39 protein-coding genes are annotated in these 26,140 nt (G+C 42.8%); 32 read left to right on the forward strand and 7 right to left on the reverse strand.

Annotated features, from left to right (window positions below):
* Positions 1 to 126: 126 nt before the first annotated feature.
* Positions 127 to 1,386: a dicarboxylate/amino acid:cation symporter gene (locus FTU62_RS14160; RefSeq protein WP_171525930.1), complete on the forward strand. Its 1,260-nt coding sequence runs from the start codon at positions 127 to 129 to the stop codon at positions 1,384 to 1,386.
* Between the two features lie 5 nt (positions 1,387 to 1,391).
* Here the strand turns inward: FTU62_RS14160 and FTU62_RS14165 are convergent, their stop codons facing one another.
* From FTU62_RS14165 to FTU62_RS14195, 7 genes are all read right to left on the reverse strand, one after another.
* Complete coding sequence (locus FTU62_RS14165; protein WP_180103009.1) at positions 1,392 to 1,808, reverse strand: VOC family protein; 417 nt, start codon at positions 1,806 to 1,808, stop codon at positions 1,392 to 1,394.
* A 222-nt stretch (positions 1,809 to 2,030) separates the two neighbouring features.
* A complete protein-coding gene (locus tag FTU62_RS14170; RefSeq protein WP_180021608.1) occupies positions 2,031 to 2,975 on the reverse strand; it encodes a metal-dependent hydrolase in 945 nt (314 codons plus the stop codon).
* Positions 2,976 to 3,132: 157 nt separating this feature from the next.
* The gene (gene yihA / locus FTU62_RS14175) at positions 3,133 to 3,993 is read right to left on the reverse strand and encodes a ribosome biogenesis GTP-binding protein YihA/YsxC (protein WP_180103010.1); all 861 of its coding nucleotides are present in this window, start codon (positions 3,991 to 3,993) and stop codon (positions 3,133 to 3,135) included.
* An 85-nt stretch (positions 3,994 to 4,078) separates the two neighbouring features.
* Positions 4,079 to 4,522, reverse strand: coding sequence for an Rrf2 family transcriptional regulator (locus FTU62_RS14180; protein ID WP_180103011.1), 444 nt, complete (start codon positions 4,520 to 4,522; stop codon positions 4,079 to 4,081).
* Between the two features lie 86 nt (positions 4,523 to 4,608).
* Complete coding sequence (gene hmpA, locus FTU62_RS14185; RefSeq protein ID WP_078192460.1) at positions 4,609 to 5,817, reverse strand: NO-inducible flavohemoprotein; 1,209 nt, start codon at positions 5,815 to 5,817, stop codon at positions 4,609 to 4,611.
* A gap of 150 nt (positions 5,818 to 5,967) precedes the next feature.
* Entirely contained in the window at positions 5,968 to 7,551 is a 1,584-nt protein-coding gene (locus FTU62_RS14190) for a helicase HerA-like domain-containing protein (RefSeq protein WP_180103012.1), read from the reverse strand.
* A gap of 14 nt (positions 7,552 to 7,565) precedes the next feature.
* Positions 7,566 to 8,768, reverse strand: coding sequence for a PLP-dependent transferase (locus FTU62_RS14195; protein ID WP_180103013.1), 1,203 nt, complete (start codon positions 8,766 to 8,768; stop codon positions 7,566 to 7,568).
* Positions 8,769 to 8,926: 158 nt separating this feature from the next.
* Here FTU62_RS14195 and FTU62_RS14200 point away from each other — a divergent pair, with 158 nt between their 5' ends.
* The 31 genes from FTU62_RS14200 (at position 8,927) to FTU62_RS14350 (ending at position 26,124) form a co-directional block, all read left to right on the forward strand.
* The gene (locus FTU62_RS14200) at positions 8,927 to 9,664 is read left to right on the forward strand and encodes a type 1 glutamine amidotransferase (protein WP_078192457.1); all 738 of its coding nucleotides are present in this window, start codon (positions 8,927 to 8,929) and stop codon (positions 9,662 to 9,664) included.
* Positions 9,665 to 9,932: 268 nt separating this feature from the next.
* Positions 9,933 to 10,244 (forward strand): 30S ribosomal protein S10, encoded by a 312-nt coding sequence (gene rpsJ, locus FTU62_RS14205; RefSeq protein WP_000070912.1) that lies wholly within the window; start codon positions 9,933 to 9,935, stop codon positions 10,242 to 10,244.
* Positions 10,245 to 10,303: 59 nt separating this feature from the next.
* The gene (rplC, locus tag FTU62_RS14210; protein ID WP_078189280.1) at positions 10,304 to 10,942 is read left to right on the forward strand and encodes a 50S ribosomal protein L3; all 639 of its coding nucleotides are present in this window, start codon (positions 10,304 to 10,306) and stop codon (positions 10,940 to 10,942) included.
* Between the two features lie 11 nt (positions 10,943 to 10,953).
* Positions 10,954 to 11,556, forward strand: coding sequence for a 50S ribosomal protein L4 (rplD, locus tag FTU62_RS14215; RefSeq protein ID WP_078189279.1), 603 nt, complete (start codon positions 10,954 to 10,956; stop codon positions 11,554 to 11,556).
* Positions 11,553 to 11,873 (forward strand): 50S ribosomal protein L23, encoded by a 321-nt coding sequence (gene rplW / locus FTU62_RS14220; protein WP_005012992.1) that lies wholly within the window; start codon positions 11,553 to 11,555, stop codon positions 11,871 to 11,873. Before rplD ends, rplW begins: the two co-directional genes overlap by 4 nt.
* Before the next feature lie 11 nt (positions 11,874 to 11,884).
* The gene (rplB, locus tag FTU62_RS14225; RefSeq protein ID WP_078189278.1) at positions 11,885 to 12,709 is read left to right on the forward strand and encodes a 50S ribosomal protein L2; all 825 of its coding nucleotides are present in this window, start codon (positions 11,885 to 11,887) and stop codon (positions 12,707 to 12,709) included.
* 19 nt (positions 12,710 to 12,728) lie between these two features.
* Positions 12,729 to 13,004, forward strand: coding sequence for a 30S ribosomal protein S19 (gene rpsS, locus FTU62_RS14230; protein WP_004281508.1), 276 nt, complete (start codon positions 12,729 to 12,731; stop codon positions 13,002 to 13,004).
* 11 nt (positions 13,005 to 13,015) lie between these two features.
* Positions 13,016 to 13,345, forward strand: a complete 330-nt coding sequence (gene rplV / locus FTU62_RS14235; protein WP_035265103.1) for a 50S ribosomal protein L22 — start codon at positions 13,016 to 13,018, stop codon at positions 13,343 to 13,345.
* Position 13,346: 1 nt separating this feature from the next.
* Positions 13,347 to 14,099: a 30S ribosomal protein S3 gene (gene rpsC, locus FTU62_RS14240; RefSeq protein WP_078189277.1), complete on the forward strand. Its 753-nt coding sequence runs from the start codon at positions 13,347 to 13,349 to the stop codon at positions 14,097 to 14,099.
* Between the two features lie 3 nt (positions 14,100 to 14,102).
* Positions 14,103 to 14,516 (forward strand): 50S ribosomal protein L16, encoded by a 414-nt coding sequence (gene rplP, locus FTU62_RS14245; RefSeq protein ID WP_068909575.1) that lies wholly within the window; start codon positions 14,103 to 14,105, stop codon positions 14,514 to 14,516.
* A complete protein-coding gene (gene rpmC / locus FTU62_RS14250; protein WP_005012982.1) occupies positions 14,516 to 14,713 on the forward strand; it encodes a 50S ribosomal protein L29 in 198 nt (65 codons plus the stop codon). Before rplP ends, rpmC begins: the two co-directional genes overlap by 1 nt.
* On the forward strand, positions 14,710 to 14,967 hold the full coding sequence (gene rpsQ / locus FTU62_RS14255) for a 30S ribosomal protein S17 (RefSeq protein ID WP_078192456.1): 258 nt from the start codon (positions 14,710 to 14,712) through the stop codon (positions 14,965 to 14,967). The genes rpmC and rpsQ overlap by 4 nt, the downstream gene beginning before the upstream one ends.
* Positions 14,968 to 15,056: 89 nt before the next feature.
* A complete protein-coding gene (rplN, locus tag FTU62_RS14260; RefSeq protein WP_005012978.1) occupies positions 15,057 to 15,425 on the forward strand; it encodes a 50S ribosomal protein L14 in 369 nt (122 codons plus the stop codon).
* 9 nt (positions 15,426 to 15,434) lie between these two features.
* On the forward strand, positions 15,435 to 15,752 hold the full coding sequence (rplX, locus tag FTU62_RS14265; protein ID WP_078189274.1) for a 50S ribosomal protein L24: 318 nt from the start codon (positions 15,435 to 15,437) through the stop codon (positions 15,750 to 15,752).
* 15 nt (positions 15,753 to 15,767) lie between these two features.
* Entirely contained in the window at positions 15,768 to 16,304 is a 537-nt protein-coding gene (gene rplE, locus FTU62_RS14270; RefSeq protein WP_067762907.1) for a 50S ribosomal protein L5, read from the forward strand.
* Positions 16,305 to 16,313: 9 nt separating this feature from the next.
* On the forward strand, positions 16,314 to 16,619 hold the full coding sequence (gene rpsN, locus FTU62_RS14275; protein ID WP_067762906.1) for a 30S ribosomal protein S14: 306 nt from the start codon (positions 16,314 to 16,316) through the stop codon (positions 16,617 to 16,619).
* Between the two features lie 12 nt (positions 16,620 to 16,631).
* Positions 16,632 to 17,027: a 30S ribosomal protein S8 gene (gene rpsH, locus FTU62_RS14280; RefSeq protein WP_078189273.1), complete on the forward strand. Its 396-nt coding sequence runs from the start codon at positions 16,632 to 16,634 to the stop codon at positions 17,025 to 17,027.
* 13 nt (positions 17,028 to 17,040) lie between these two features.
* Positions 17,041 to 17,574, forward strand: coding sequence for a 50S ribosomal protein L6 (rplF, locus tag FTU62_RS14285; protein ID WP_078189272.1), 534 nt, complete (start codon positions 17,041 to 17,043; stop codon positions 17,572 to 17,574).
* 14 nt (positions 17,575 to 17,588) lie between these two features.
* The gene (rplR, locus tag FTU62_RS14290; protein ID WP_067762903.1) at positions 17,589 to 17,939 is read left to right on the forward strand and encodes a 50S ribosomal protein L18; all 351 of its coding nucleotides are present in this window, start codon (positions 17,589 to 17,591) and stop codon (positions 17,937 to 17,939) included.
* Between the two features lie 2 nt (positions 17,940 to 17,941).
* Complete coding sequence (gene rpsE / locus FTU62_RS14295; protein WP_180103014.1) at positions 17,942 to 18,439, forward strand: 30S ribosomal protein S5; 498 nt, start codon at positions 17,942 to 17,944, stop codon at positions 18,437 to 18,439.
* A gap of 6 nt (positions 18,440 to 18,445) precedes the next feature.
* On the forward strand, positions 18,446 to 18,622 hold the full coding sequence (gene rpmD / locus FTU62_RS14300) for a 50S ribosomal protein L30 (RefSeq protein ID WP_005012961.1): 177 nt from the start codon (positions 18,446 to 18,448) through the stop codon (positions 18,620 to 18,622).
* Positions 18,623 to 18,625: 3 nt separating this feature from the next.
* Positions 18,626 to 19,066 carry a 50S ribosomal protein L15 gene (gene rplO, locus FTU62_RS14305; RefSeq protein ID WP_078189271.1) on the forward strand — a complete coding sequence of 147 codons (441 nt, stop codon included), beginning with the start codon at positions 18,626 to 18,628 and terminating at the stop codon, positions 19,064 to 19,066.
* Positions 19,067 to 19,111: 45 nt separating this feature from the next.
* Positions 19,112 to 20,431, forward strand: coding sequence for a preprotein translocase subunit SecY (secY, locus tag FTU62_RS14310; protein ID WP_171263746.1), 1,320 nt, complete (start codon positions 19,112 to 19,114; stop codon positions 20,429 to 20,431).
* Positions 20,432 to 20,451: 20 nt separating this feature from the next.
* Positions 20,452 to 20,568, forward strand: a complete 117-nt coding sequence (gene rpmJ, locus FTU62_RS14315; protein ID WP_000867907.1) for a 50S ribosomal protein L36 — start codon at positions 20,452 to 20,454, stop codon at positions 20,566 to 20,568.
* Positions 20,569 to 20,675: 107 nt separating this feature from the next.
* Positions 20,676 to 21,032: a 30S ribosomal protein S13 gene (gene rpsM, locus FTU62_RS14320; RefSeq protein ID WP_078189269.1), complete on the forward strand. Its 357-nt coding sequence runs from the start codon at positions 20,676 to 20,678 to the stop codon at positions 21,030 to 21,032.
* 19 nt (positions 21,033 to 21,051) lie between these two features.
* Positions 21,052 to 21,438, forward strand: coding sequence for a 30S ribosomal protein S11 (gene rpsK, locus FTU62_RS14325; RefSeq protein ID WP_001040166.1), 387 nt, complete (start codon positions 21,052 to 21,054; stop codon positions 21,436 to 21,438).
* A gap of 12 nt (positions 21,439 to 21,450) precedes the next feature.
* On the forward strand, positions 21,451 to 22,077 hold the full coding sequence (gene rpsD / locus FTU62_RS14330; protein ID WP_078189268.1) for a 30S ribosomal protein S4: 627 nt from the start codon (positions 21,451 to 21,453) through the stop codon (positions 22,075 to 22,077).
* Between the two features lie 17 nt (positions 22,078 to 22,094).
* Positions 22,095 to 23,102, forward strand: coding sequence for a DNA-directed RNA polymerase subunit alpha (locus tag FTU62_RS14335; RefSeq protein ID WP_004650465.1), 1,008 nt, complete (start codon positions 22,095 to 22,097; stop codon positions 23,100 to 23,102).
* Positions 23,103 to 23,120: 18 nt separating this feature from the next.
* Positions 23,121 to 23,486 (forward strand): 50S ribosomal protein L17, encoded by a 366-nt coding sequence (rplQ, locus tag FTU62_RS14340; protein ID WP_005012953.1) that lies wholly within the window; start codon positions 23,121 to 23,123, stop codon positions 23,484 to 23,486.
* A gap of 216 nt (positions 23,487 to 23,702) precedes the next feature.
* Positions 23,703 to 25,193, forward strand: coding sequence for an NAD(P)/FAD-dependent oxidoreductase (locus FTU62_RS14345; RefSeq protein WP_180103015.1), 1,491 nt, complete (start codon positions 23,703 to 23,705; stop codon positions 25,191 to 25,193).
* Positions 25,194 to 25,326: 133 nt separating this feature from the next.
* Positions 25,327 to 26,124, forward strand: a complete 798-nt coding sequence (locus FTU62_RS14350) for an alpha/beta fold hydrolase (protein WP_373886371.1) — start codon at positions 25,327 to 25,329, stop codon at positions 26,122 to 26,124.
* The last annotated feature ends 16 nt before the right edge of the window (positions 26,125 to 26,140 follow it).

The following is a 26,140-nucleotide window of genomic DNA, read 5'->3' on the forward strand; positions in this document are numbered from 1 at the left end:
GTGTCTTTCAGCATAGGTTAAATTGAGCTGAATTCGCGCTTTGCAGAATTGTAGCAGAACATGTGACAAAAAATTCCTCGATTCCCAAAGGGTCGCATGGCATAGTGCCTAAATAAAGGATGATAAATGCAAGGCACAATGAGCTTAAATACGCAGATTTTAATTGCCGCAATATTGGGTGTGGCATTTGGCTTTTTATTAATTCAGTTTCCAGAGACGCAGTTTTTGTCTGCCAGCCTGTATGGCTTGGGGATTGCCAGTAGTATTTTTATTGGCTTGCTGAAAATGATCTTGGTTCCGTTGATCTTTAGTTCGATTGTGGTGGGGGTATCGAATTTACAAGCGGGTGGTCAGCTGAGTCGAACGTGGAAAATTACCTTAGCGTGCTGCGTCACCACCACAACTTTGGCACTGATCTTGGGTCTAGCATGCGCGCATATTTTTAAAGTCGGGCAGGGCGTGGACATCGTCATGTTCCAAGATGCAATGCAACAGCATCAAAGTCCTGACACCCTCACAGCAGGTTCATTCTTTACCAATTTTATTCAAAATACACTGATTAATCCGTTTAAAGCCTTTAGTGATGGCAATGTACTCGCTGTCGTGGTGTTTTCACTATTTCTAGGTGTGGCCTTGGTCAAAGGCGGTGAAAAGTTCCGAAGCGTGAGAAAGCTCAGTCAGCAATTTTTCGACATCATGATGATGATCATCGGCTGGGTGATGAAGCTTGCACCGATTGGTATTTTTGCATTATTGGCTAAATTGATTGCTACAGAAGATATTTCGGTGTTGAGTCGCCTCGCGGAGTTTGCTGCCGTAGTCACAGGGACCACGATTTTCCATGGGGCAGTGGTGTTACCTTTGCTGCTTTGGATCTTTGGGAAAATGAGTCCTCTGACGTTTTTTAGAGGAACACGAGCTGCCTTAATCACTGCTTTTGCAACCAGTTCAAGTTCAGCAACGATGCCACTGTCGATGAAATGTGCGCAGGAAAATTTAGGTGTACGTCCTCAAACGGCAGGCTTTGTAATTCCATTGGGCACGCAGTTGAATATGGATGGTACTGCGCTATATGAAGCTGCTGCGGCATTATTTATTGCCAACTTGATGGGTTTAGATTTAACCTTGGGGCAGCAGTTAATTGTCTGTGCAACCGCCATGATTGCGTCACTCGGCGCACCGGGCATTCCAAGTGCTGGAATGGTGACGATGATTATGGTTTTACAATCAGTCGGACTCCCTGCAGAAGCGATTGCGATTTTACTGCCGATAGATCGACTCTTAGATACAGTACGGACTGTGGTGAACGTACAGGGCGATATGATGATTAGTGTGGTGGTGGATCGTCATACACGAGATGTAGATGAACCAGCGTTGTCGAATTAAGCAAATTAAGAGCTAAAATGTGGGTTGTAGACGATCTCCCATAGATGCCCATCTAAGTCTTGAAAATAGCCTGCATAACCACCGTAAAATGTGGGTTGTGCGGGCTTAATTGTTTTTGCACCAGCGCGTTGGGCTTGTTGCATGATTTGATCGACGGCTGCGGGACTGTTGACGTTATGTCCGAGAGACATTTGAGTTGGACAAAATACTGATGTATTGATGTCTGTGTCATGACTAAGGCTATCTTGCGGCCAGAGTGCGAGCTTTAAACCGTGTTGTAAATCAAAAAATGCCACAGCGCCATGTTCAAATTCAGTCCCAATAATCCCTGCGCTATTTAGACCTAAACCCTCCTGATAAAACGCAAATGCAGCATGTAAATCATTCACGGCCAGTGTAATGACGGAGATGTGAGCGTGCATGGAGATGCTCCTGAACGATGTATTTTTATTTTAGGATGAGGCTGAATATAAATGCATTTTAAAGAGAATAGGGAGTTCGGAATAACTGTACTTTAAACATCGAACTTATGATCCTATCCATCTTGAGTGTGTTGATTGCGCAATAAAAAAAATGGAGCGTAATGGATGTGAGCACAAAGAAAAGCAGGGCGAACCCTGCTTAATACAGATTTTAAATGGTGTTTAAGCAACTTTCAGTGCGGCACGCTTTGCAGCAGGAGAGTTGTCGAGGTAAGCAATCGCATCTTCAGTTTTCGCTTCATGCACAGGATCGTACCAAGGCATTAAATACCCCAATTGCTGCGACACTAACCAAAGCGGATGTGGCAATAAGCGATTGTCTTTTTGCGCGATACGCGCCCATTCACGCCAAATCCACGGTTTATATACGGCAGGTTTAATCGATGCATAGCGCGAGTCTTGCTGCATGATATGTGCAGCACCATCGACCCATAGACCAAGTACGGCAGCAATCACAATCACACTTTGATAATAGCGAGAAATATAGCCCCCACCAAGGTGACGATACAAATCAAAGGCCACGGTACGATGCTCTATTTCTTCTGCACCATGCCATTTTACTAGATCGAGCATATTCGGATCAGCACCGAGGCGTTCCCACTCTTTATTATATAAAGCATATTTGCCTAGTACACAGGTCATGTGCTCAACTGTTGCAATTACCCCTAAACGAAAGAGATCCCATTGATGATCCAAAGCTTTAGGTACGTTGAGCCCTAGAGGTTGGTCCGCAAGCAGTTTGCCAAAGAGAAAGTCCATGATCTCAAGGTTGCGTTGAATACTGATATTGCGCTGAGATAAGTATTCTTTATTAGCAGAGTTATGTGCCTGAGCATGCATGGCTTCTTGGCGGATAAATGCTTTAACGTCCTCTGCTAGTTTTTCATCTCTAATTTGTGGCAATACTTTGTTATACAGACGGCAAAACCAAAACTCACCTGCCGGTAAGATCATATTAATTTCATTAATAAAATAGCTGACAAAAGGTTGGTTGGGTACCCAGTCAACTTGAGTATCTTGCCACTCAAATTTCACTTTACGTGGCTTAATTTTATATTCGATTGATGATCCAAGTTTTGTGTTTTTCAAGCGGGAGAGTAATTTCATGACCTATCCTTGTTTTTATGTGATCGAGTGCACATCTGATGTATTCAGTATCCAAAAAAAATCCTGCATTGTGATTAGCAATACAGGACATTTCATTATCTTCAGATGATACTTTTTGTCAGACAATCATCCTTGCGCTGACTTTAAAATTACTGGATTAGTGGTCTGAATTTTTGCCTTCAGCTTGGGGTAAATCTTCAGATGTTGTATCGACGTCATCGAATGTTTCCGCATCTGCATCGATTTCAATATCATCTTCGGATGCTTCAGGAATGCTATCGAGATCAAACTCTGTTGATTGTTCTAAAGTGAAGTTAAGACGACCCGCCATGACACTCGCTAACTCTTCTAAACCTTGTTTATTCAATGATGAGAACAATTGGATAGAGAAGTTCAGCTTCATTTTTTTCAATGCTGCTTTCACTTCTTGTAGTGCTTTAGAGGCTGGGCCACGGTTTAGTTTATCTGATTTGGTGAGCAGTACATGCACGAACAATTTACGTGAATGTGCCCATTCCAACATCATGACATCAAAGTGTTGTAGTGGATGACGGATATCCATCAACAGCACAAGACCTTGTAAACTTTCACGGTGTATTAGATAGTTTTCTAGCTCTTTTTGCCACACGATTTTCATCGCTTCAGGTACAGCAGCATAGCCATAACCCGGTAAGTCGACCAAACGCTGATCAGGATTTCCTAAACTGAAAAAGTTGATCATTTGGGTACGACCCGGTTTTTTCGACGCACGAGCCAATTGCTTTTGGTTGGTGAGCGCATTAATGGCACTCGACTTCCCCGCATTTGAGCGGCCAGCAAAGGCAATTTCATAGCCGGTATCTTCAACGCAGAGGTTGAGTTTAGGCGCACTCATTAAGAACTCAGCTTTGCGTAGCCAGTTGAGCGAGCGCACAGCATATTCAGTAATCGCAGAGTCTACTTTTTTCTCATAAGTAATCTTTTGCTTCGGCGCATTGGCCGCTTTACTGTTTCGTGATTTTCCTCTGTGCTGATGCATAACCCAACTTCAATAACTGATTTAACAACACGCATTATAAAGGAAGTCGGGCAGGCAAGCGAATTTTGTCGCAGGCAAAGTGAAATTAGAGATTGATCATTTTAATTGGAGATTGTGTTGTAAATTTAGATGCGCTGCTTGGTTGTAAGACGTCAGCAAGTTTGTACTGATCGAGACTTTGATAAAACTGTTCTAAAGCTTGGTCTAAGATGCTTTTTAAACCACACTGACTGCGCAGTACGCAGGGTGGGTCATTGCATTCAACAATCTGGTGATTACCTTGCAAAATTCGCACAATTTGACCGAGCTGAGCCTCAAGTGCTTCAGGGTTTAGACGAATACCGCCACCTTTGCCGCGGCTGGTGATTAACCAGTTTTGCTTTGCCATAAAATGCACAATTTTCACCAAGTGATTACGCGAAACGTGCAGGTCTTCTGCAATTTCAGCAATGTTATAAGGCACATCACGAGGACGTGCGATATAGAGCAAAATGCGTAATGCATAATCGGTGAATTTATTGAGTTGCATGATAATACTGTGAGTCTGAGAGAAATAAATAAGGGCTAGTCTAGCATAACTAAACTAACCCTTTGTATTTCAGGTGAATAGCTTAGTTAGTGTTTTACACCACCAGTGCCGAAAGCTTCGCTGTGAATATTGCTAGCAGGAATACCACGAGCAATTAAAGCTTTCTGTTGTTCAGCCATAAATGGCATTGGACCGCAAAGGTAATAATCCGCATTGATCGGTAACAGTGCAGTATCCATGCTGCCTAAGTCTAGACGACCAGCAGCATCATAATCTTCACCTAATTTATCATTAGCATGAGGGAACTCATACGCTGTAAAAGTGCTAAGACGTGGGTATTTTGCTTCCAAATCCTGAATGTGTTTATGCATTGCATGCACTTGTTTGCTACGGCAGGCATGGATAAAGGTTACAGGTTGTGGCATGTCTAAAGTCACCAACTGATTCAGCATCGCAATCATTGGTGTTAGACCTACACCACCACTGATAAAGACATTGCGTTTTTGTGAATCAATCAGGAAGAAATTACCTGTTGGTGCAGACACTTCGATTTCTGAACCGATCTCCAAGCCATGCAGTGTATTTGATACCCAACCTGGAACCAAGTCACCTTTCTGATCTTCACGTTTTACAGAGATACGTAAGTAGTTGTCTTGTGGGCTGGTAGACAGTGTATATTGACGTGGTTGTTTTAGACCCAGCTCATCGACCAATACACGTACAGAGATGTACTGACCTGCTTCATATTTTGGTAAATCACCACCATCAGAAGGCTCAAGGTAGAATGAGGTGATTTCATCACTTTCAGCCACTTTTTTCGCGATTTTGAAATTACGCCAACCTAACCAACTGCCTTTAGTTTGCTGATGTTGCTCATAAATCGCTTTTTCAGTGCTGATAAACAAGTCTGCCAATTGTCCATATGCTGCTGCCCAAGCTGCAATCAGTGGATCTTCCATTGAAATGCTTAATACTTCACTGATCGAGTGCAGCAAATTTTCGCCGACAATATTATAGTCTGGAGCTTGAATGTTAAGACTCACATGTTTATGCGCAATTAATTCTACAACTGGTAAAAGTACAGATGGGTCCTCAATATTTTCAGCATAAGCCAATACAGCACCCGCCAAGGCTTGTGCCTGAGCACCGCTGCGCTGATGTCCCATGTTAAAGGTTTCTTTGAGGTCAGGGTTATTGCCCAACATACGATTATAGAAGTAACCAGTCAGCGCGACACCATTTTCACGTAGAACAGGAACAGTAGCTTTTACTAGGTCAATTTGCTGCGGAGTCATAGCTGATCTCTCATGGCTGTTATTTATAAGATGTATTTAAAATACATTTTTAAATACATCCGCGCAATACATGTTTTAGTAAAAACCATAAAAAAAATATGGGATATTAAAATATCCCATAAATTCAGCATAGATAATCGTAATGGCGAATTATTTTTTACCAAACAGTGAACCTAGCAAACCGCGTACGATTTTCTGACCTGTCGACCCACCCAAGCTGCGTGCAGCACTTTTTGCAAAAGTTCCTACCGTGTCTTGAATCAGTTTTTCACGTTGTTTGGCTGAACGCTCAGCTTCTTTTTGTTGTTCGCGTGCAAGTCGTTCTTGTTCACGCGCTTGCTGTTTGGCGAGTGCATCTGCTTCTTTGGCTTGTTGTTTGGCTAACGCTTCTTGTTCTTTGGCTTGTATTTTATCTTGTTCCGCTTGGACGGCTTGTTGTTGGCGCTCCGCCACTTTATTTTGTAAAAGTTCATAGGCACTTTCACGGTCTGCTTCGGTGTCATACACACCTGCAACAACGCTATTTGCCATGAGTGCTTTGCGTTCTTCTACAGCAATTGGGCTAAATGAAGAGTAGGGTGGCATCACCCAAGCACGTTCAACGATTTGTGGTGTGCCTTGTTCATCTAAACAGCTAATCAGTGCTTCACCTACAGCCAGTTCCGTAATTACTTGATCGACTTTAAACGCAGGATTGGCTCGGAAAGTATCTGCTGCCGTCTTAACAGCTTTCTGATCTTTCGGGGTAAATGCACGTAGCGCATGCTGAACGCGGTTACCCAGTTGGCCTAAAACACTTTCAGGTAAGTCAAGTGGATTTTGCGTTACAAAGTAAATGCCGACCCCTTTAGAGCGAATCAGACGAACCACTTGTTCAATCTTTTCTTGTAAAGCAGGGCTGGCATTATCAAATAATAAATGCGCTTCATCGAAGAAGAACACCAGTTTGGGTTTATCCATATCTCCAACTTCGGGCAATTGTTCAAATAGTTCTGACAGCATCCAAAGTAAGAAAGTCGCATAGAGCTTAGGGGTATTCATTAACTTGTCGGCTGCGAGCAGGTTGATGTTGCCACGACCTTGCTCATCCGTTTGAATGAAATCCATGATATTGAGCGCAGGCTCACCAAAAAACTTGTCACCACCTTGATCTGCCAATGCGAGCAAATTACGTTGAATTGCACCTAAGCTTGCAGGTGATAAATTGCCATATTCATTTTTAAATTCTGCTGCATGTTCACTGACGTAGCTGATCATGGCTTTTAAGTCTTTAAAGTCGATGAGCAATAAGCCCTGATCATCGGCAATACGAAAGACCGCAGATAACACACCTTCTTGCGTGTCATTTAAGTTGAGAATTCGGGCAAGGAGCAGTGGGCCAATTTCAGAAATGGTGGTGCGAATGGGATGTCCTTGTTCACCGAACAAATCCCAAAACACCACTGGGGAGGCAGCAAAAGGAATGCTCTCGATATTTAAACTTTTAATTCGTTCGTCAAACTTAGGATTGCTTTCACCTGCTTTGGCAAGGCTAGAAACATCCCCTTTGGCATCAGCTAAAAATACAGGTACACCCAGCCGAGAAAAACTTTCTGCCAACACCTTCAACGTCACCGTCTTACCAGTACCTGTGGCCCCAGCAATCAAACCATGGCGGTTTGCAAATTGTGAATGAAGCACCACATCCTGTGTGGTGTCTTGTGTTTTTTTGCCAATAATTATTGGTGTACCCATAGATGTTCCTGTATTTATTCGAGTTGCTGTTTATTTAAATGTTGTAGTGCGTTTTCTATATCTTGTATTAAATCTGCAGGATGTTCTAGTCCTATACAAAAGCGAACAAGTAAGCCAGCTTGAATGTGTGAATGTTCGAGTATACGCATATCTTTTAAGTTATATAGCATGACTAAACTGACTGGGCCACCCCAGCTAAAACCGAGTTTAAATAGTTTCAGCGCATCGCAAAAACGGCGTACATCTTGCAAGCTATATTTTTCATTAAATACCACGCTGACCAAGCCGGCACTGTGTTGTTCTGTACAAATTTCTTTCCAATACTGATGTCCTGCGGAAGCTTCATCGGCAGGATGTAAAACCTGTACAAAGGCTGGCTGTTGTTTTAGCCAATTCAATACAGTTAAAGCACTTTGGGACTGGTGTTCATAGCGCAGGCGCATTGAAGGCAGACTGCGTTGTATTTGCGCGGCATCATCACCAGAGATGCTAATGCCTTGAATGGCGTGCGCACGAAACAGTTTGTGATGAAGCTTTTTATCTCGTGTAATTACCGAGCCCATTAAAATATCGCCACCGCCACTTGGGTATTTGGTCAAGGCATGCACACTGATATCGACACCCAGGTGCTCAGCACTAAAATCAAAAGCATTAAAGGCAAGTCCTGCGCCCCACGTATTGTCCAGTGCAGTGAGAATGTTATGCGCTTGAGCTTTTTTGACCAAGCCGACTAAATCTGGAAACTCTAAAGTGACAGAACCCGCCGCTTCTAACCAGATAAGCTTGGCTTGCGCTGAAGGGCTAAATGAATCGACATCAATAGGGTTATAAACCTTGACCACGATGCCATAGCGGGTTTCTAAATTGCGTAAATGGTCCATATTTGGGCCATAGATATTATCTGCGACCCACACTTCATCCCCTTGACTTAAAAAACATGAATTGACCAAATTAATTGCAGATAAACCGCTTGGTGCGAGTAAGTGATACAAGCCACCTTCAATCTGAGCAATCTGATCGCCTAGGGTAAATGTCGTGGGGGTACCATGTGTGCCATAGCTATAGTCATAATCATCAGTCCAATGGCGATTAAATAGCGCATCTGTATTTTCGAAAATTATAGTGGATGCACGAAACAGGGGAGGTTGAACACTATTGATGTATTGCGGTGCCTTTCTTGGTGCATGAATGAGTTCAGTTTGAGGATTCTTTTTCACTTGGCGCTCTGAAATGATCAAAATAATAATGAATGTTCAAAAGAATACGACTAAAACGCATGGATTTACGATGCTTTTGTATAGAAAATTAAGTGAAAAGCAAAGTTGGCTTCATTCTTGCAAAACCGATATCAGAGCAACAATAATAGGTTTAGCGCATGAAGTCGCATTTAAAAGTACATTATTTTCAGCATATTGCTGGCGAAGGGTTCGGCAGTTGTTATGAATTTTTAAAACAGCATCAGGCCAAAATTACGGCCACAGAATTCTTTGCATTACCTGTCGATCAAGCCTTAGATCTCGAGGCTTTGCCGCATGTTGAAGATGTAGATTTACTCATCATCATGGGTGGGGCCATGAGCGTAAATGATGAGGCAAATTTCCCATGGTTAAAAATAGAAAAACGATGGCTGCGACGCTATTTAGCACTCGGAAAACCCGCAATCGGGCTTTGCTTAGGTGGGCAATTGATTGCTAATGCTTTGGGTGGTGCGGTGAGTCGAAATGCACAACAAGAATTGGGTTGGACGACCATCCGTAAGGTCGCTAACGTACCGCATGGCTGTTTCAAACTACCGGAAGAGTTTAAAGTCATGCAGTGGCACAGTGAAACATTTGAAATTCCCAAAGGAGCGGTATTACTGGCGGAAAATGATGCATGTCGTAATCAAATGTATCAAATTGGACAAAATGTTTTGGGCTTTCAATTTCATCCTGAAATTACCCCTGAAGTACTCGATTTATTTTTGGAAAATGATGAAGAAGTGGCATATTTTTCAGGAACACATGTACAGCCAGTACATGATCTGCGGAAAAGCGAAAAAAACAAATTTATTGAGGGAAATCAAATACTAAACCAAGCAATAGAGTATGTATTAAGAAATAATGCCTGTTGATTAAAAGTTAAGCAATTGATCTTGCATAAAAAATGAAAAATATAAGAAAAACAGCAAAAGGGATTTGCTTATGCATTAAACAATAGCTATAATGGGCGACCCTTTGATGAAGGGGGTTAGCTACGAATAAAGTAGTTAACATCGTGACAGTCACGGCATCGATCGTGACCTTAGTGATATTTCACTGCTCTTGACACTTGCCTCTTTTAAAGTGGGGTGAGATGCGTCAAGGGTGATTCTTTATATATTTGGCTTGGAGTTAACTGGTATGTCTAACCAGAGAATTCGTATCCGTCTTAAGTCTTTTGATCACCGTCTAATTGATCAATCAGCTCAAGAAATCGTAGAAACAGCAAAACGTACTGGTGCACAAGTTTGTGGTCCAATCCCGATGCCTACACGTATCGAACGTTTTAACGTTTTAACATCACCACACGTTAACAAAGATGCGCGTGACCAATACGAGATCCGCACTTACAAACGTTTGATCGACATCGTTCAACCTACAGATAAAACTGTTGATGCATTGATGAAGTTAGATCTTGCAGCTGGTGTTGATGTTCAGATCGCTTTGGGTTAAGGCTTTCGGTTAATTAACGCTCTAAGTTAATTAGGCCGCTTTTTTAGAGGTTTATGCACATGGCTATTGGTTTAGTCGGTCGCAAGTGCGGTATGACACGTATCTTTACAGATGCTGGTGTTTCTGTACCTGTAACAGTGATTGAGGTTGATCCTAACCGCATCACACAAATCAAAACGCTTGAAACTGATGGTTATCAAGCGATTCAAATCACTACTGGTGAACGTCGCGAATCTCGCGTAACTAATGCTCAGAAAGGTCACTTTGCGAAAGCTGGTGTTGCTGCTGGTCGTCTAGTTCAAGAATTTCGCGCTACAGAAGCTGATCTTGAAGGTCGTGAAGTTGGCGGAACTATCGGTGTAGATGTGTTTACAGTGGGTCAAATTGTTGACGTTACTGGTACATCTAAAGGTAAAGGTTTCCAAGGTGGTGTTAAGCGTTGGAACTTCCGTACTCAAGACGCTACACATGGTAACTCTGTATCTCACCGTGTTATCGGTTCTACAGGTCAAAACCAGACTCCTGGTCGCGTGTTCAAAGGCAAAAAAATGCCTGGTCACTTAGGTGCTGAACGTGTAACTACACAGGGTCTTGAAATCGTTGCTATCGACGCAGAACGTTCAGTTCTAGTTGTTAAAGGCGCGGTTCCTGGTGCTACTGGTGGCGACGTTACTGTTCGTCCTACTATCAAGGCCTGAGGGGAAATAACGTGAATTTAAATACTGTTTCCGGCTCTGCTGTTGAGTTATCTGAAGTTGCGTTTGGTCGTGATTTTAACGAAGCTCTTGTACACCAAGTTGTTACAGCTTACTTAGCTGGTGGTCGTCAAGGTTCTAAAGCGCAAAAATCACGTGCTGACGTTTCTGGCGGTGGTAAAAAACCTTTCCGTCAAAAAGGTACTGGCCGCGCTCGTGCTGGTTCTATTCGTAGCCCAATCTGGGTTGGCGGTGGTAAAACTTTTGCTGCTCGTCCACAAGACTGGTCTCAAAAAGTAAACCGTAAAATGTATCGCGGTGCTATGCAATGCATCCTGGCTGAGCTTGTTCGTCAAGATCGCCTTGTTTTAGTTGAAGAGATTGCTGTTGCAGCTCCAAAAACTAAAGAATTGCTTGCAAAACTTAACGACTTGAATGCACCTCGTGCATTAATCGTTACAGATGCTGTTGATGAGAACTTGTATCTTGCTGCTCGCAACATTCCACACGTTGATGTGGTTGATGCTGCTGCAATCGATCCTGTTAGCTTGATCGCGTTCGATAAAGTTGTTATGTCTGTTGCTGCTGCTAAGAAAATTGAGGTAGAACTCGGATGAACAACGAACGTATCTATCAAGTCCTACAAGGACCTGTATTCTCAGAAAAAGCACAAGTTTTAGGCGAAACTGCTGGTGTTCAAGTGTTCAAAGTTGCACTAGATGCAAACAAACTTGAAATCAAAAAAGCTGTTGAGCAACTATTTGGTGTTCAAGTTGTTAAAGTTAACACAACGATCACTAAAGGTAAGACTAAACGCTTTGGTAAAACATTAGGACGTCGTTCTGATGTTAAAAAAGCATACGTCACCCTGAAAGCTGGCCAAGATGTTGAAATGGCTGACTTGGGCGATACCGCTGAAAACGCAGCGGAATAAGGACGAAAATTATGCCGATTCAAAAATGTAAGCCAACGTCTCCAGGACGTCGCTTTGTAGAGAAAGTGGTTCATAACCACCTTCACAAAGGCGCGCCATATGCTCCGTTGGTTGAAGCTAAAAAACGTACTGGCGGTCGTAATAACAACGGTCACATTACAACTCGTCACGTTGGTGGTGGTCATAAACAGCACTACCGTATCGTAGACTTCAAACGTAACAAAGACAGCATCCCAGCTGTAGTTGAGCGTATTGAATACGATCCAAACCGTACAGCTCATATTGCTTTATTGAAATATGCTGACGGTGAACGTCGCTATATTATTGCACCTAAAGGCCTTCGCGCTGGTGATCAAGTTCAGTCTGGTAACGATGCTCCAATCCGTCCAGGTAACTGCTTGCCACTTCGCAACATGCCTATCGGTTCTACTCTTCACAACATCGAGCTTAAAATCGGTAAAGGCGCACAATTAGTACGTTCTGCTGGTACATCTGCTCAATTGTTGGGTCGTGACGGTTCTTACGCTATCATTCGTCTTCGTTCAGGCGAAATGCGTAAAGTACACGTTGAATGCCGTGCTGTGTTAGGTGAAGTTTCTAACTCAGAAAGCAACCTTCGTTCACTTGGTAAAGCAGGTGCATCACGCTGGCGTGGCGTTCGTCCTACCGTACGTGGTATGGCGATGAACCCAGTAGACCATCCACATGGTGGTGGTGAAGGACGTAACAAAGGTATTCAACCTGTAAGTCCATGGGGTCAAAAAGCTAAAGGGTACAAAACACGTACCAACAAGCGTACGACTAAGATGATCATTCGCGACCGTCGCGTTAAGTAACAAGTAAAGGAATCTGACAATGCCTCGTTCTCTGAAAAAAGGCCCATTCGTCGATGCGCACTTGTTCGCTAAGGTTGAAGCGGCTATCGCGGCTAATAACCGTAAGCCGATCAAAACTTGGTCGCGTCGTTCGATGATCTTACCGGATTTTGTTGGTCTAACAATTTCTGTACACAATGGCCGTAACCATGTTCCAGTGATTGTATCTGAGCATATGGTTGGTCATAAATTAGGTGAATTCGCGCCAACTCGTACCTATCGTGGTCACGGTGTTGACAAGAAGTCTAAACGTTAATAGGTGCTATGATGGAAGTAACTGCTAAATTACGCGGTGCCGCTATCTCGGCACAAAAAGCACGTTTGGTTGCAGACCTAATTCGCGGCAAATCTGTTGCGCATGCTTTGAATATCTTAAACTTCAGCAACAAAAAAGCTGCAGTTTTAGTTAAAAAAGCATTGGAATCTGCGATTGCAAACGCTGAACACAATAACAGTTTAGATGTAGACGACCTTAAAGTTTCTACGATCTACGTTGATGAAGGCATGAGCCTGAAACGTATTTTGCCACGTGCTAAAGGCCGTGCAGATCGTATTACTAAGCGTACTTGTCACATTACCGTTAAGGTAGGGGTTTGATATGGGTCAGAAGGTTCATCCAATCGGTATCCGCCTAGGTGTTGTGAAACGTCATAACGCTAACTGGTATGCGAATCCGAAACAATATGCTGAATATTTGCTAAAAGATCTTCAAGTTCGTGAGTTTTTAACTAAAAAACTTAAGAATGCGATGGTGAGCAATATTCTTATCGAACGCCCTACAGGCGCAGCTAAAGTAACTATTAGCACTGCACGTCCTGGTATCGTGATCGGTAAAAAAGGCGAAGACATTGAGAAATTACAACGCGAATTAACAGCCATTATGGGTGTTCCTGCGCAAGTAAGTATCAACGAAATCGATCGCCCAGATTTAGACGCTCGTTTAGTTGCTGAAGCAATCGCTTCTCAATTAGAAAAACGTGTAATGTTCCGTCGTGCTATGAAGCGTGCGGTTCAAAACTCTATGCGTGCTGGTGCTAAAGGTATCAAAGTAGAAGTTTCAGGCCGTCTAGGTGGTGCTGAGATTGCTCGTACTGAATGGTATCGTGAAGGTCGTGTACCTCTTCATACTCTTCGTGCTGACATCGACTATGCTACTATGCGTGCTGAGACTACTTACGGTACGATCGGCGTTAAAGTATGGATCTTCCGTGGTGAGATCTTGGGCGGCATGAAACAAGTCATGAACCCAGCTCCAGCTGAAGAACGTCCAGCTAAACGTGGCCGTGGTCGTGGTGAAGGTCAAGAGCGTCGTGGTCGTCGCAATGATCGTTCTGCTGAAAAAGGAGAATAATCCATGTTACAACCTAAACGTACTAAATTCCGTAAAGTGCAAAAAGGCCGTAACACTGGTCTAGCACATCGCGGTAGCTCAGTATCTTTTGGTACTATTGCACTTAAATCAGTTGAACGTGGTCAAATGACAGCACGTCAAATTGAAGCAGCGCGTCGTACAATCAGCCGTCGTATTAAACGTGGTGGTAAGATCTTTATCCGTGTTTTCCCAGACAAACCAATTACTGAAAAACCATTAGAAGTTCGTATGGGTAAAGGTAAAGGTTCTGTGGAATACTGGGTTTGCCAAATCAAACCAGGTAAAGTCTTGTACGAAATTGATGGTGTTAACGAAGAACTTGCTCGCGAAGCGTTTACGCTTGCTGCTGCAAAACTTCCGTTTAAAACCACTATCGTGACTCGGACGGTAATGTAATGAAAACTAATGATCTACGTGAAAAGTCGGTAGAAGAGTTGACAGCTTTGCTTGATGAGCAACAGCTTAACCAATTCCGTCTTCGTATGGCGAAAGCAACTGGTCAATTGGGTAAATCGCACGAAGTTGCGCTTACTCGTAAGACAATTGCTCGTATTAAGACCCTCCTTACCGAAAAACAGGGGAACGGACAATGAGTGAACAAACAGTTCGCACGTTAACCGGTAAAGTAGTTAGCGACAAGATGGACAAGTCTATCGTTGTTCTTATCGAACGCCGCGTTCAACACCCGTTGTATGGCAAATTAATCCGCCGTTCAACTAAATTACACGCTCATGATGAAAACAATGTTGCTAAAGTTGGCGACGTAGTAAGCATCAAAGAAAGCCGCCCAATGTCTAAAACTAAGTCTTGGACTTTAGTTGAAGTTGTTGAAGCTGCTGCTGAGTAATTAAACGTTCTTGCATCATCGGTCAATTTCGAGTACTCTTTGAGCCTTTCGAAATTGCGACCGGTGATGCTCGGTTTTGGAGTAGGGCAATGATTCAAACCGAAAGTATGCTCGACGTAGCAGACAACAGTGGTGCTCGCCGCGTACAATGTATTAAAGTACTTGGTGGTTCACATCGTCGTTATGCTTCTGTTGGCGACATTATTAAAGTTACTGTAAAAGAAGCTATTCCACGCGCACGTGTTAAAAAAGGTGACGTGATGAATGCTGTAGTTGTACGTACAAAATTCGGCATCCGTCGTGCAGATGGTTCAGTTATTCGTTTCGATGATAACGCAGCTGTTATTTTGAACAACAACAAAGCGCCGATTGCAACTCGTATTTTCGGACCAGTGACTCGTGAACTTCGTACTGAACAGTTCATGAAAATTATTTCATTGGCTCCTGAAGTTCTATAAGAGGCACTCATGGCTAAGATTAAAAAGGGCGATCAAGTAATTGTGATCGCAGGTAAAGAAAAAGGCAAACAAGGTACTGTTTTGTCTGTTTCAAATGACCGTGTTAAGGTTGAAGGCCTTAACTTGGTAACGAAGCATCAAAAGCCTAACCGAGCTACTGGCGCTGAAGGCGGCATCGTAACTCAAGAAGCTGAGCTTCATATCTCTAACGTGGCAATTTTTAATGCTACAACCCAAAAGGCTGACCGTGTTGGTTACCAAGTGATTGAAGGCGTGAAAACTCGCGTATTCAAATCTAATGGTGAATCAGTGGCGGTAGCGAAGTAATAGGTTGACTAGGCAATGGCCAGACTTAAAACGCGTTACAACGACGAACTTAAGGCTCAATTAAAAGAAACATTGGGCGTTAAGAATGTGATGGATATCCCTCGCATTACAAAAATTACCATCAACATGGGTGTTGGTGCTGCATCAGCTGACAAGAAATTGTTAGATGGCGCTCTTTCTGATATGCAAGCAATTGCTGGTCAAAAACCAGTACTTACTTTAGCTCGTAAATCTATCGCTGGTTTTAAAATCCGTGATGGTTGGCCGATCGGCTGTAAAGTTACTTTACGTGGCGAACGTATGTACGAATTCTTAGACCGTTTGATCTCTATCGCGATCCCTCGTATCCGTGACTTCCGTGGTTTCTCTGCGAAATCATTTGATGGTCGTGGTAACTACTCAATGGGTCTTAAGGAACAAATCATGTTCCCTGAAATCGATTTTGATAAGATTGATCGTATTCGTGGTATGGATATTACCATCACTACGACTGCTCGCACCGATGACGAAGGCCGTGCGCTTATGCGTGCATTCGGCTTCCCGTTCAAATAAGAGGTCGATATGGCTAAGAAAGGTATGATTAATCGCGAATTGAAACGCGAAGCTACTGTTGCTAAATACGCTGCGAAACGTGCTGAATTAAAAGCAATTATCGCAAACGTAAATGCATCAGACGAAGAACGTTTCGAAGCGATGATGAAATTTCAAGCATTACCACGTAATGCGTCTCCAGTACGTCTACGTAACCGTTGTGGTTTAACTGGTCGTCCTCATGGTTACTTCCGTAAGTTCGGTTTAAGCCGTAACAAATTACGTGAAACAGTAATGCAAGGTGATGTACCGGGCGTTGTTAAGGCAAGCTGGTAAGGAGCACTATAAATGAGTATGCAAGATACCGTTGCCGACATGCTAACACGTGTTCGTAACGCACAAATGGCAAAGAAACAAACTGTTTCTATGCCAAACTCAAAGTTGAAAGTTGCGATTGCTAACGTACTTCAACAAGAAGGTTATATCGCTGATGTAGCTGTTGCTGACAATGAAGGCAAAGCGACTTTAACGATTACTTTAAAATATTTCGAAGGCAAACCAGTTATCGATACTGTGAAACGCGTAAGCCGTCCTGGTCTACGTCAATATCGCGGTAAAGATGCACTTCCTAGCGTTAAGCAAGGTTTAGGTATTGCAATTGTTTCTACAAGCAAAGGCATCATGACTGATCGCGCTGCACGTGCTGCAGGTATCGGTGGTGAAGTTATTGCTTTTGTTTCTTAATAGGTGATTCCTCATGTCTCGTGTGGCTAAAGCCCCAGTAACTGTACCTAACGGTGTTACAGTTACTCAGAACGGCCGGCAGGTCGAAGTGAAAGGCAGCAAAGGTACATTGTCTTTCAACCTGCATGCGCTGGTCGAGCTAAAACAGGAAGACGGTACTCTAGTTATTGCTCCTAAAGCTGAATCTAAAGATGCTTGGATGCAGGCTGGTACTGCTCGCGCTGTGCTTAACAACCTTGTAAAAGGTGTTAACGAAGGTTTCGAACGTAAGTTACAGCTTATCGGTGTTGGTTATAAAGCTGCGGTTAAAGGTAACATTGTTAACCTTAACCTTGGTTTCTCTCACCCGATCGACTACAACCTTCCTGAAGGTGTAACTGCAGAAACTCCTACTGCAACTGAAATTGTACTTAAATCAGCTGATAAAGCTAAATTAGGTCAAGTTGCTGCAGAAATCCGTGGTTACCGTCCGCCAGAGCCTTATAAAGGTAAAGGTGTTCGTTATTCTGATGAAGTTGTACTTCGTAAAGAAGCTAAGAAGAAATAAGGCGCGAGGTTCTTATGAACGAAAAGAAACAATCCCGTTTGCGTCGTGCGAAAAGCACACGCTTGCACATCCGTGCATTGGGTGCGACTCGTTTGTGTGTAAACCGCACTCCGCGTCACATCTATGCTCAAGTTATCTCTGCAGATGGTGGCAAAGTATTAGCGCAAGCTTCTACTTTAGACGCTACTCTACGTGCTGGTACTACTGGTAACGTTGAATCGGCTCAGAAAGTTGGTGCTTTAATTGCAGAACGTGCTAAAGCGGCTGGTGTAACTAAAGTTGCATTTGACCGTTCTGGTTTCAAATATCATGGTCGTATCAAAGCCTTGGCTGATGCTGCTCGTGAAAACGGCTTGGAGTTCTAATCATGGCTAAAGTTGAACAAAACGAAGGTCTTGTTGAAAAGCTGGTTGCCGTTGATCGTGTAGCCAAAGTTGTTAAGGGTGGTCGTATCTTCTCTTTCACAGCATTAACTGTTGTGGGTGATGGTAATGGTCGCGTAGGTTTTGGTCGTGGTAAAGCACGTGAAGTTCCAGCTGCTATTTCTAAAGCACTTGAAGCTGCTCGTCGCAACATGATTAATGTTGACCTTGTTGACGGTACTGTTCAGCACCCTATCAATGCTCGTCACGGTGCAAGCCGCGTTTACATGCAACCTGCTTCTGAAGGTACTGGTGTAATTGCTGGTGGCGCTATGCGTGCAGTTTTAGAAGCTGTAGGTGTACGTAACGTATTAACTAAGTGTTATGGTTCTACTAACGCTGCTAACGTAGTAAACGCAACTTTTAACGGTTTGCGTGATATGACTTCTCCTGAGAAAGTTGCTGCGAAACGTGGTTTATCAGTAGCACAAATTCAAGGGTAATCAATCATGAAAACGATTAAAGTTACCCAGACTAAATCTTCATCGCATCGCTTGAAAAATCACAAGCTTAGCCTTAAAGGTTTAGGTCTGCGTCGTATTGGTCATACAGTTGAAGTGCAAGATACGCCTTCTAACCGTGGTATGATCAACCAAGTTTACTATATGGTTAGTGTAGAGGAATAAGCCATGACTCTGCGTTTAAATACAATTGCACCTGCAGAAGGTGCTAAGCGTGACAACCTACGTTTAGGCCGTGGTATCGGTTCTGGCGTTGGTAAGACTGGTGGCCGTGGTGTCAAAGGTCAAAACTCACGTAAGAGCGGTGGTACACGTCCTGGTTTCGAAGGTGGTCAAACTGCGTTATATCGTCGTTTACCTAAATTCGGTTTCACTAGCCAAATGGCTTTGAAAACTGCTGAAGTACGTTTATCAGAACTCGCTAAAGTTGAAGGTGACATCGTGTCTCTTGAAACTTTAAAAGCTGCTAATGTTGTACGTAAAGATATGTTACGTGCACGTATCGTACTTTCTGGTGAAATTACTCGTGCGTTCACTGTTCAAGGTGTTGCATTGACTAAAGGCGCTAAAGCTGCTGTTGAAGCTGCTGGCGGTAAAGTCGAGGAGTAATCCCCAGTGTCTATGACTCCTAGTTCGACAGGTCATGTTAACATGATGAAAGGCCAGCCTTTTCATGTGAAATATCGTGAAATTATCCGCCGTATGATGTTCCTCATCGGGGCGTTGTTGGTTTTTCGACTGGGAGCACATATTCCAGTACCGGGCATTAACAATGCCGCACTAGAGAATCTGTTTAATGCAAACCAAGGTACGATCCTTGGTTTGTTTAACATGTTCTCAGGTGGTGCATTAGAGCGTATGTCAATTCTTGCTCTTGGGATTATGCCGTATATCTCTGCATCGATTATTGTGCAGTTAATGTCTACGGTTGTTCCTTCGCTGGAAGCTTTAAAGAAAGAAGGCGAACAAGGTAAGCGTAAGATCAATCAATATACGCGACAAGGCACATTGTTTCTTGCACTTGTGCAAGCTGTTGGGATGTGTGCAGGTCTGATTAGTCAAAATATTACTTTGACTAGTGGACTTGCTTTTTACGTTCCTGCTGTAACTTCTTTAGTTGCAGGTACAATGTTCCTGATGTGGTTAGGTGAGCAAATTACAGAGCGTGGAGTAGGGAATGGTATTTCCATGATCATCTTCGCTGGTATTGTTGCTGGTTTGCCGAACTTGGTTCTGCAATCTTTAACCTCAGTAGATAATGGCCAATCAAGTTTAATTGGTCTTGCAATTTTTGCATTGCTGTCTGTTGCAGTGTTAGCAGCAATTGTGTTTATTGAGAAGGCGCAGCGTCGTATTCCGGTAAACTATGCTCAAAAACAACAAGGTCGTCGTGTATTTACTGCCCAGCAAACACATTTGCCATTAAAAATTAATATGGCGGGTGTGATTCCTGCAATTTTTGCTAGTTCATTGCTATTGTTCCCAGCGAGCTTAGGGCAATGGGTAGGCAGCGCAGATCCAAATGCTGGCGTGATTAAACGTGGCCTACAAGATTTGGCACTCGTATTGTCGCCGGGTCAACCGATGTATTTGGTGCTATTTGGCGCATTAATTATCTTCTTCTGTTACTTCTATACTGCGCTAGTATTTAGCCCGAAAGAAGTGTCAGAGAATTTAAAACGTAGTGGTGCTTATGTACCGGGTATTCGTCCTGGTGAGCAAACTGCACGCTATTTAGATCATATTTTGAATCGTTTGACTTTTATTGGCGCGGTTTATATCACAATCATCTGTTTAATGCCGATGATTCTACAAAGTTCATTTGGTATTCCATTTAGCTTAGGTGGTACGTCTTTACTGATCGTAGTGGTGGTGGTGATGGACTTTATGGCTCAGCTTCAAGCTCATCTCACATCGCATCAATATGACAATCAATCGTTAATGCGTAAAACGACTGCTCATCCGAAAGGATAAGCGCACTTAGAGGTTTCATTATGAAAGTTCAAGCTTCTGTAAAGAAAATTTGTGGTAGCTGTAAAGTTATCCGTCGTAATGGGGTTATTCGCGTAATTTGCAGCGCAGAACCTCGTCATAAGCAGCGTCAAGGTTAATCTGATCAAGACCTGTTGATTTCAGTAGGCTAATTAGGTTATTATCCGCCCCTCAAAGATTTTGTCGGGCGGTTGATTATCTTAACTGCCTTTTTGGAGAAAATTGAATGGCTCGTATTGCCGGTGTAAACATTCCGGATAACAAGCATGCTGTTATCTCTCTAACGTACATTTTTGGTATTGGTCGCCACACTGCAAAAGCTATCTTAGCTGCTGCTGGTATTGCACCAACAACTAAAATTCGTGAATTAGATGACGCTCAGCTTGATGCGATTCGTGCAGAAGTTACTAAGGTTCCTACCGAAGGTGATTTACGTCGCGAAATTTCCATGAACATTAAACGTTTAATGGATTTAGGCTGCTACCGCGGTCTTCGTCATCGTCGCAGCTTGCCTGTCCGTGGTCAACGCACCAAAACTAACGCACGTACCCGTAAAGGTCCGCGCAAACCTATTAAGAAATAAGATTTCTGGAAGCTAAAAGATGGCTAAAGATACTCGCACACGCAAGAAGGTCACTCGTACCGTCTCTGAAGGTGTTGCACACATTCACGCTTCTTTTAATAACACCATTGTGACTATTACCGATCGTCAAGGTAATGCACTGGCTTGGGCTACCTCTGGTGGACAAGGCTTCCGTGGATCACGTAAATCAACTCCGTTTGCTGCTCAGGTAGCTGCTGAAGTTGCTGGTAAAGCTGCTTTAGATTACGGTTTGAAAAACTTGGACGTCCTTGTAAAAGGTCCTGGTCCAGGTCGTGAATCTGCGGTTCGTGCTTTAGGTGCAGTGGGTTATAAAATTAACAGCATTACCGATGTGACGCCAATCCCGCACAACGGTTGCCGTCCACCTAAAAAACGTCGCGTGTAAGGAGAAACATTCATGGCTCGTTATATTGGTCCAAAATGCAAACTCTCTCGCCGCGAAGGGACAGACCTGCAATTAAAATCTGGCGTTAAACCATTTGACGTCAAAACAAAAAAAGCTGCTAAAGCACCTGGCCAACATGGTGGCGCTCGTGGCGGCAAACAATCTGAGTACTCACTACAATTACGTGAAAAACAAAAAGTACGTCGTATGTACGGTGTTTTAGAGCGTCAATTTAGTAACTACTACAAAGAAGCTGCTCGTGTTAAAGGCGCAACAGGTGAAAACTTGTTGAAACTTCTTGAAAGCCGTCTAGATAACGTTGTTTATCGCATGGGTTTTGGTTCTACACGTGCAGAAGCTCGTCAGCTTGTATCTCACCGTTCAATCACTTTAAATGGTCGTCGTGTTAACATCGCGTCTATCCAAGTTAAAGCTGGTGACGTTGTTGCAGTTCACGAAGGTGCTAAACAACAATTGCGTATCAAAAACGCAGTTGAGTTAGCGACTCAACGTGGCATTCCAGCTTGGATTGAAATTGATCATTCTAAATTGGAAGGTACGTTCAAAGCTGCACCAGATCGTTCTGATTTACCTGCTGAAATCAACGAAAGCTTGATTGTAGAATTGTATTCTAAATAATCCTTGAGGTAGCAATAATGACGCGTACTGCAAATGAGTTTCTAACTCCGCAAGCGATCAAGGTCGAAGCGGCAAGCGGGACCTCGGCAAAAGTTATTCTAGAACCATTAGAGCGTGGCTTTGGTCATACTCTTGGTAATGCTTTACGTCGTATCCTTTTGTCTTCTTTACCTGGCGCAGCCGTGGTTGAAGTAGAGATTGAAGGTGTCGAGCACGAGTACAGTACTTTGGAAGGCTTGCAGCAGGACATCGTCGAGCTCTTGCTGAACCTAAAAGGATTGTCTATTAAGCTGTTCGATCAAAATGAAGCTTATCTGACATTGGAAAAACAAGGTCCTGGCGACGTTACAGCCGCTGATCTTCGTTTACCACACAATGTTGAAGTGGTTAACCCTGAACATTTGATCGGTACTTTAAGTGCTTCTGGCTCATTAAAAATGCGCCTGAAAGTTTCTCAAGGTCGTGGTTATGAGACTTCTGATTCACGCTTCCCTGAAGGCGAAACTCGCCCAGTGGGTCGTTTACAATTAGATGCTTCTTACAGCCCAATCAAACGTGTGTCTTATACAGTGGAAAACGCTCGTGTAGAACAACGTACTGACCTTGATAAATTGATCATTGATCTTGAAACCAACGGTACTGTTGATCCTGAAGAAGCAATCCGCAAAGCGGCAACAATCTTGCAACAACAAATTGCAATTTTTGTTGATCTTCAGAAAGATCAAGCACCAGTTGCTCAAGAGCCTCGTGAAGAAGTTGATCCGATTTTGCTTCGTCCAGTAGATGATCTAGAGCTTACTGTTCGTTCTGCTAACTGTTTGAAAGCAGAAAATATTTACTACATTGGCGATCTTGTTCAACGTACTGAAGTTGAGTTGCTTAAAACTCCTAACTTAGGTAAAAAATCGTTGACTGAGATTAAAGATGTTCTGGCATCGAAAGGCTTGCAATTGGGCATGCGTTTAGAGAACTGGCCACCGGCTAGCCTCCGCATGGACGATCGCTTTGCTTATCGTAGCCGTTAATTAAGTAGGACTATCACCATGCGTCATCGTAATAGTGGTGTGAAATTAGGCCGTACAAGCAGTCATCGTAAAGCGATGTTCCAAAACATGGCTAATTCTTTGTTCGAACATGAGTTAATTAAAACTACTGTTCCTAAAGCAAAAGAATTACGTCGTGTTGCTGAGCCTTTAATCACTTTAGCTAAAGTCGATTCTGTAGCAAACCGTCGTTTAGCGTTTGCTCGTACTCGTTCAGCTGCAACTGTTGGTAAATTATTTACCGTTCTTGGCCCTCGTTACAAAGAGCGTAACGGCGGTTATCTACGTGTTCTTAAAGCGGGCTTCCGTGCAGGTGATGCTGCACCGATGGCTTACGTTGAGCTAGTAGATCGCGAAGTTAACTAATTTCGTGAAGAGCAGCGTACGTTGTTCTAAAAAAGGTCGGTTTTTAACCGACCTTTTTTAATGCCTGCAGTTTTGTGTTAGCTGTATATTGTTAGACAATAATTCAATTTGTCCTTAAAAGATAAAAATAAAACGCCTTTTGCTTAAACTTGACATTGTGCATTGTCAAAAATGTGATTTAATAAATATAAATCTAAGATAGGTTAAAAGAACAACATGGAAAAACAAGTTGATATTCTCATTGTAGGTGCAGGGATCTCCGGTGTAGGTTTGGCTGCGCATCTTTCAAAAAATTGTCCAAATCGTTCATTTGAAATTATTGAACGTCGTGAAAGTTTCGGTGGTACATGGGATCTTTTTAAATATCCGGGTATTCGTTCTGATTCGGACATGTCAACTTTTGGCTTTAATTTTAAGCCGTGGAAAAAATCTAGTGTGCTTGCAGACGGTCCTTCGATCAAAGGCTATCTTTCTGAAGTGATTGATGAATATAAGATTAAAGAAAAAATTCATTTTCAGCACCGTGTTGTGAGTGCGAATTACGATTCACAAACTCGTAAATGGTCTGTTGTTATTGAAGATGCGAAGAAGAAACAACAAACCTGGGTTGCAAATTTCGTCTTTGGCTGTACGGGTTATTATAATTACGACCAAGGGTTCCAGCCTGAGTTTAAAGGGCAGGAAAACTTTAAAGGTACCTTCATTCATCCACAACATTGGCCTGAAAATTTTAATTACGCAGGTAAAAAAGTGGTCATTATTGGTAGTGGCGCAACAGCAATTACCCTTGTGCCAGCTATGGCAAAAGGCGGTGCAGGGCATGTGACTATGCTACAGCGCTCTCCGACATATATTGCCTCAGTGCCTTCTATTGACATCATTTATGACAAAATGCGTAAAGTATTACCTGAAGATGTTGCTTATAAACTGACCCGTGCACGAAATATCGGTGTCCAACGGGCTGTTTATGCTGTTGCACAAAAGCAACCTAAATTACTACGTAAGTTTTTATTAAAATCAATTGAGTTACAATTGAAAGGTAAAGTGGATATGAAGCACTTTACCCCAGATTACAATCCTTGGGATCAGCGCCTTTGTGTGGTGCCAGATGGTGATTTGTTTAAAATTTTACGTGAAGGCCGTGCATCTGTTGAAACCGATCAAATTGAAAGTTTTACTGAAAATGGCATTCAATTGAAATCAGGCAAGCATCTTGATGCGGACGTAGTAATTTCAGCTACAGGTCTAAATATTCAAATTTTAGGCGGGATCAGTGCCACAATTGATGGACAGCCATTAAATACCTCTAAACATATGTTGTACCGTGGCGTGATGGTCAGTGATGTACCCAATATGGCGATGATTATTGGCTATATTAATGCTTCATGGACATTAAAAGTCGATATTGCTTCTGAATACATCTGTAAATTGATTAACTATATGGATCAAAATGGTTATAACCAAGTGATTCCACAAGGCGATGCGACCGAGTTGTTAGAAGATACCGTAATGGGAAGTTTGACGTCAGGCTATATTGCACGTGCAGCGGATGTGATGCCAAAACAGGGTAAACATGCACCGTGGAAAGTCAGTAACAACTATTTGGCAGATCGTAAAGAATTAAAGCATGCTTCATTTGAAGATGGAGTGCTGAAATTTGAAAAAAAGTCAGATCAAGTGGCGGCTAAACCCAGATTAGTTTCTTAAGTCAGTTATAGAAAAAGGAGCATCATGCTCCTTTTTTTTGCTTTAGATGAGTGACTTTAGGGTTTTATTTGATGCGCTTTATTTGTTGAAAAATATATCATGTTGAAAATAAGGAAAAGTACACAGGGTTAATGTGAATATTCAAGAACATTCAGAATTTATAAAATTAAATGCTTATGAGCTATATACCAAAGCTTGGCAGCCTGAAACAGCAGATAAAGATGTAACTTTGGCCCCGATTATATTGATGCATGATTCACTGGGGAGTGTGGATTTGTGGCGTGATTTTCCTGCGCAATTGGCTGCTGAGTCTGGCAGAAAGGTGATTGCTTATGATCGGTTGGGTTTTGGTCGTTCGTCAGCAAATCCTGATGTATTAAGTACTGATTTTGTCTATGCCGAAGCACAGCAGGGCTTTAAGGTGCTACTTCAACATTATTCCATTCAACAGTTTATCGTGATGGGACATAGTGTTGGTGGGGGAATGTCTGTCGTGATTGCCAGTGAATATACTGAACAATGTCGAGGTCTGATCACCATAGCAGCACAGTATGAAGTGGAAGAACTGACATTATCGGGTATACGTGAAGCTAAAACAGGGTTTGCGCAGCTGGGACAACTTGAACGCTTGGCTAAATATCATGGGGATAAAGCCCAATGGGTTTTGGATGCTTGGACTGAAACTTGGCTCTCACCGAGTTTTCGTCAATGGAACCTCGAGCAATATGTTGGAAAAGTACAGTGTCCAAGCTTGATCATCCATGGAGAACTGGATGAATACGGGACGACAGCACAAGCTCAGAAACTTTTTTCGGGTATACAAGGTGATGCTGAACTAGAGATTTTGGAAGGGCTTCATCACATGCCGCATAAAGAGCAACCCGCATTGGCCACTGCACTGATCTGTGATTTTGTGAATGATTTAAGTTGATATCGAAAGAATGAAA

It is taken from the genome of Acinetobacter sp. YH12126 (assembly GCF_013418745.1).
Classification (GTDB): Bacteria; Pseudomonadota; Gammaproteobacteria; order Pseudomonadales; family Moraxellaceae; genus Acinetobacter; species Acinetobacter amyesii.

Excerpts from the sequence above, each read along its gene's own strand:
- FTU62_RS14165 (WP_180103009.1), bottom strand. The coding sequence starts at position 1,808 with ATGCACGCTCACATCTCCGTCATTACACTGGCCGTGAATGATTTACAT.
- rpsE (WP_180103014.1), top strand. The coding sequence starts at position 17,942 with ATGGCTAAAGTTGAACAAAACGAAGGTCTTGTTGAAAAGCTGGTTGCC.
- rplB (WP_078189278.1), top strand. The coding sequence starts at position 11,885 with ATGCCGATTCAAAAATGTAAGCCAACGTCTCCAGGACGTCGCTTTGTA.
- rpsS (WP_004281508.1), top strand. The coding sequence starts at position 12,729 with ATGCCTCGTTCTCTGAAAAAAGGCCCATTCGTCGATGCGCACTTGTTC.
- rpmC (WP_005012982.1), top strand. The coding sequence starts at position 14,516 with ATGAAAACTAATGATCTACGTGAAAAGTCGGTAGAAGAGTTGACAGCT.
- FTU62_RS14335 (WP_004650465.1), top strand. The coding sequence starts at position 22,095 with ATGACGCGTACTGCAAATGAGTTTCTAACTCCGCAAGCGATCAAGGTC.
- rplQ (WP_005012953.1), top strand. The coding sequence starts at position 23,121 with ATGCGTCATCGTAATAGTGGTGTGAAATTAGGCCGTACAAGCAGTCAT.
- rplE (WP_067762907.1), top strand. The coding sequence starts at position 15,768 with ATGGCCAGACTTAAAACGCGTTACAACGACGAACTTAAGGCTCAATTA.
- yihA (WP_180103010.1), bottom strand. The coding sequence starts at position 3,993 with ATGCATCAGCACAGAGGAAAATCACGAAACAGTAAAGCGGCCAATGCG.
- rplP (WP_068909575.1), top strand. The coding sequence starts at position 14,103 with ATGTTACAACCTAAACGTACTAAATTCCGTAAAGTGCAAAAAGGCCGT.
- rpmD (WP_005012961.1), top strand. The coding sequence starts at position 18,446 with ATGAAAACGATTAAAGTTACCCAGACTAAATCTTCATCGCATCGCTTG.
- hmpA (WP_078192460.1), bottom strand. The coding sequence starts at position 5,817 with ATGACTCCGCAGCAAATTGACCTAGTAAAAGCTACTGTTCCTGTTCTA.
- rplR (WP_067762903.1), top strand. The coding sequence starts at position 17,589 with ATGAACGAAAAGAAACAATCCCGTTTGCGTCGTGCGAAAAGCACACGC.
- rpsK (WP_001040166.1), top strand. The coding sequence starts at position 21,052 with ATGGCTAAAGATACTCGCACACGCAAGAAGGTCACTCGTACCGTCTCT.
- rplX (WP_078189274.1), top strand. The coding sequence starts at position 15,435 with ATGGCTAAGATTAAAAAGGGCGATCAAGTAATTGTGATCGCAGGTAAA.
- rplV (WP_035265103.1), top strand. The coding sequence starts at position 13,016 with ATGGAAGTAACTGCTAAATTACGCGGTGCCGCTATCTCGGCACAAAAA.
- secY (WP_171263746.1), top strand. The coding sequence starts at position 19,112 with ATGAAAGGCCAGCCTTTTCATGTGAAATATCGTGAAATTATCCGCCGT.
- rpsM (WP_078189269.1), top strand. The coding sequence starts at position 20,676 with ATGGCTCGTATTGCCGGTGTAAACATTCCGGATAACAAGCATGCTGTT.
- rplW (WP_005012992.1), top strand. The coding sequence starts at position 11,553 with ATGAACAACGAACGTATCTATCAAGTCCTACAAGGACCTGTATTCTCA.
- rpsQ (WP_078192456.1), top strand. The coding sequence starts at position 14,710 with ATGAGTGAACAAACAGTTCGCACGTTAACCGGTAAAGTAGTTAGCGAC.
- rpsD (WP_078189268.1), top strand. The coding sequence starts at position 21,451 with ATGGCTCGTTATATTGGTCCAAAATGCAAACTCTCTCGCCGCGAAGGG.
- rpsC (WP_078189277.1), top strand. The coding sequence starts at position 13,347 with ATGGGTCAGAAGGTTCATCCAATCGGTATCCGCCTAGGTGTTGTGAAA.
- rplC (WP_078189280.1), top strand. The coding sequence starts at position 10,304 with ATGGCTATTGGTTTAGTCGGTCGCAAGTGCGGTATGACACGTATCTTT.
- rpmJ (WP_000867907.1), top strand. The coding sequence starts at position 20,452 with ATGAAAGTTCAAGCTTCTGTAAAGAAAATTTGTGGTAGCTGTAAAGTT.
- rpsN (WP_067762906.1), top strand. The coding sequence starts at position 16,314 with ATGGCTAAGAAAGGTATGATTAATCGCGAATTGAAACGCGAAGCTACT.
- rpsJ (WP_000070912.1), top strand. The coding sequence starts at position 9,933 with ATGTCTAACCAGAGAATTCGTATCCGTCTTAAGTCTTTTGATCACCGT.
- rplN (WP_005012978.1), top strand. The coding sequence starts at position 15,057 with ATGATTCAAACCGAAAGTATGCTCGACGTAGCAGACAACAGTGGTGCT.
- FTU62_RS14170 (WP_180021608.1), bottom strand. The coding sequence starts at position 2,975 with ATGAAATTACTCTCCCGCTTGAAAAACACAAAACTTGGATCATCAATC.
- FTU62_RS14190 (WP_180103012.1), bottom strand. The coding sequence starts at position 7,551 with ATGGGTACACCAATAATTATTGGCAAAAAAACACAAGACACCACACAG.
- rplO (WP_078189271.1), top strand. The coding sequence starts at position 18,626 with ATGACTCTGCGTTTAAATACAATTGCACCTGCAGAAGGTGCTAAGCGT.
- rplF (WP_078189272.1), top strand. The coding sequence starts at position 17,041 with ATGTCTCGTGTGGCTAAAGCCCCAGTAACTGTACCTAACGGTGTTACA.
- FTU62_RS14345 (WP_180103015.1), top strand. The coding sequence starts at position 23,703 with ATGGAAAAACAAGTTGATATTCTCATTGTAGGTGCAGGGATCTCCGGT.
- FTU62_RS14180 (WP_180103011.1), bottom strand. The coding sequence starts at position 4,522 with ATGCAACTCAATAAATTCACCGATTATGCATTACGCATTTTGCTCTAT.
- FTU62_RS14200 (WP_078192457.1), top strand. The coding sequence starts at position 8,927 with ATGAAGTCGCATTTAAAAGTACATTATTTTCAGCATATTGCTGGCGAA.
- rpsH (WP_078189273.1), top strand. The coding sequence starts at position 16,632 with ATGAGTATGCAAGATACCGTTGCCGACATGCTAACACGTGTTCGTAAC.
- FTU62_RS14160 (WP_171525930.1), top strand. The coding sequence starts at position 127 with ATGCAAGGCACAATGAGCTTAAATACGCAGATTTTAATTGCCGCAATA.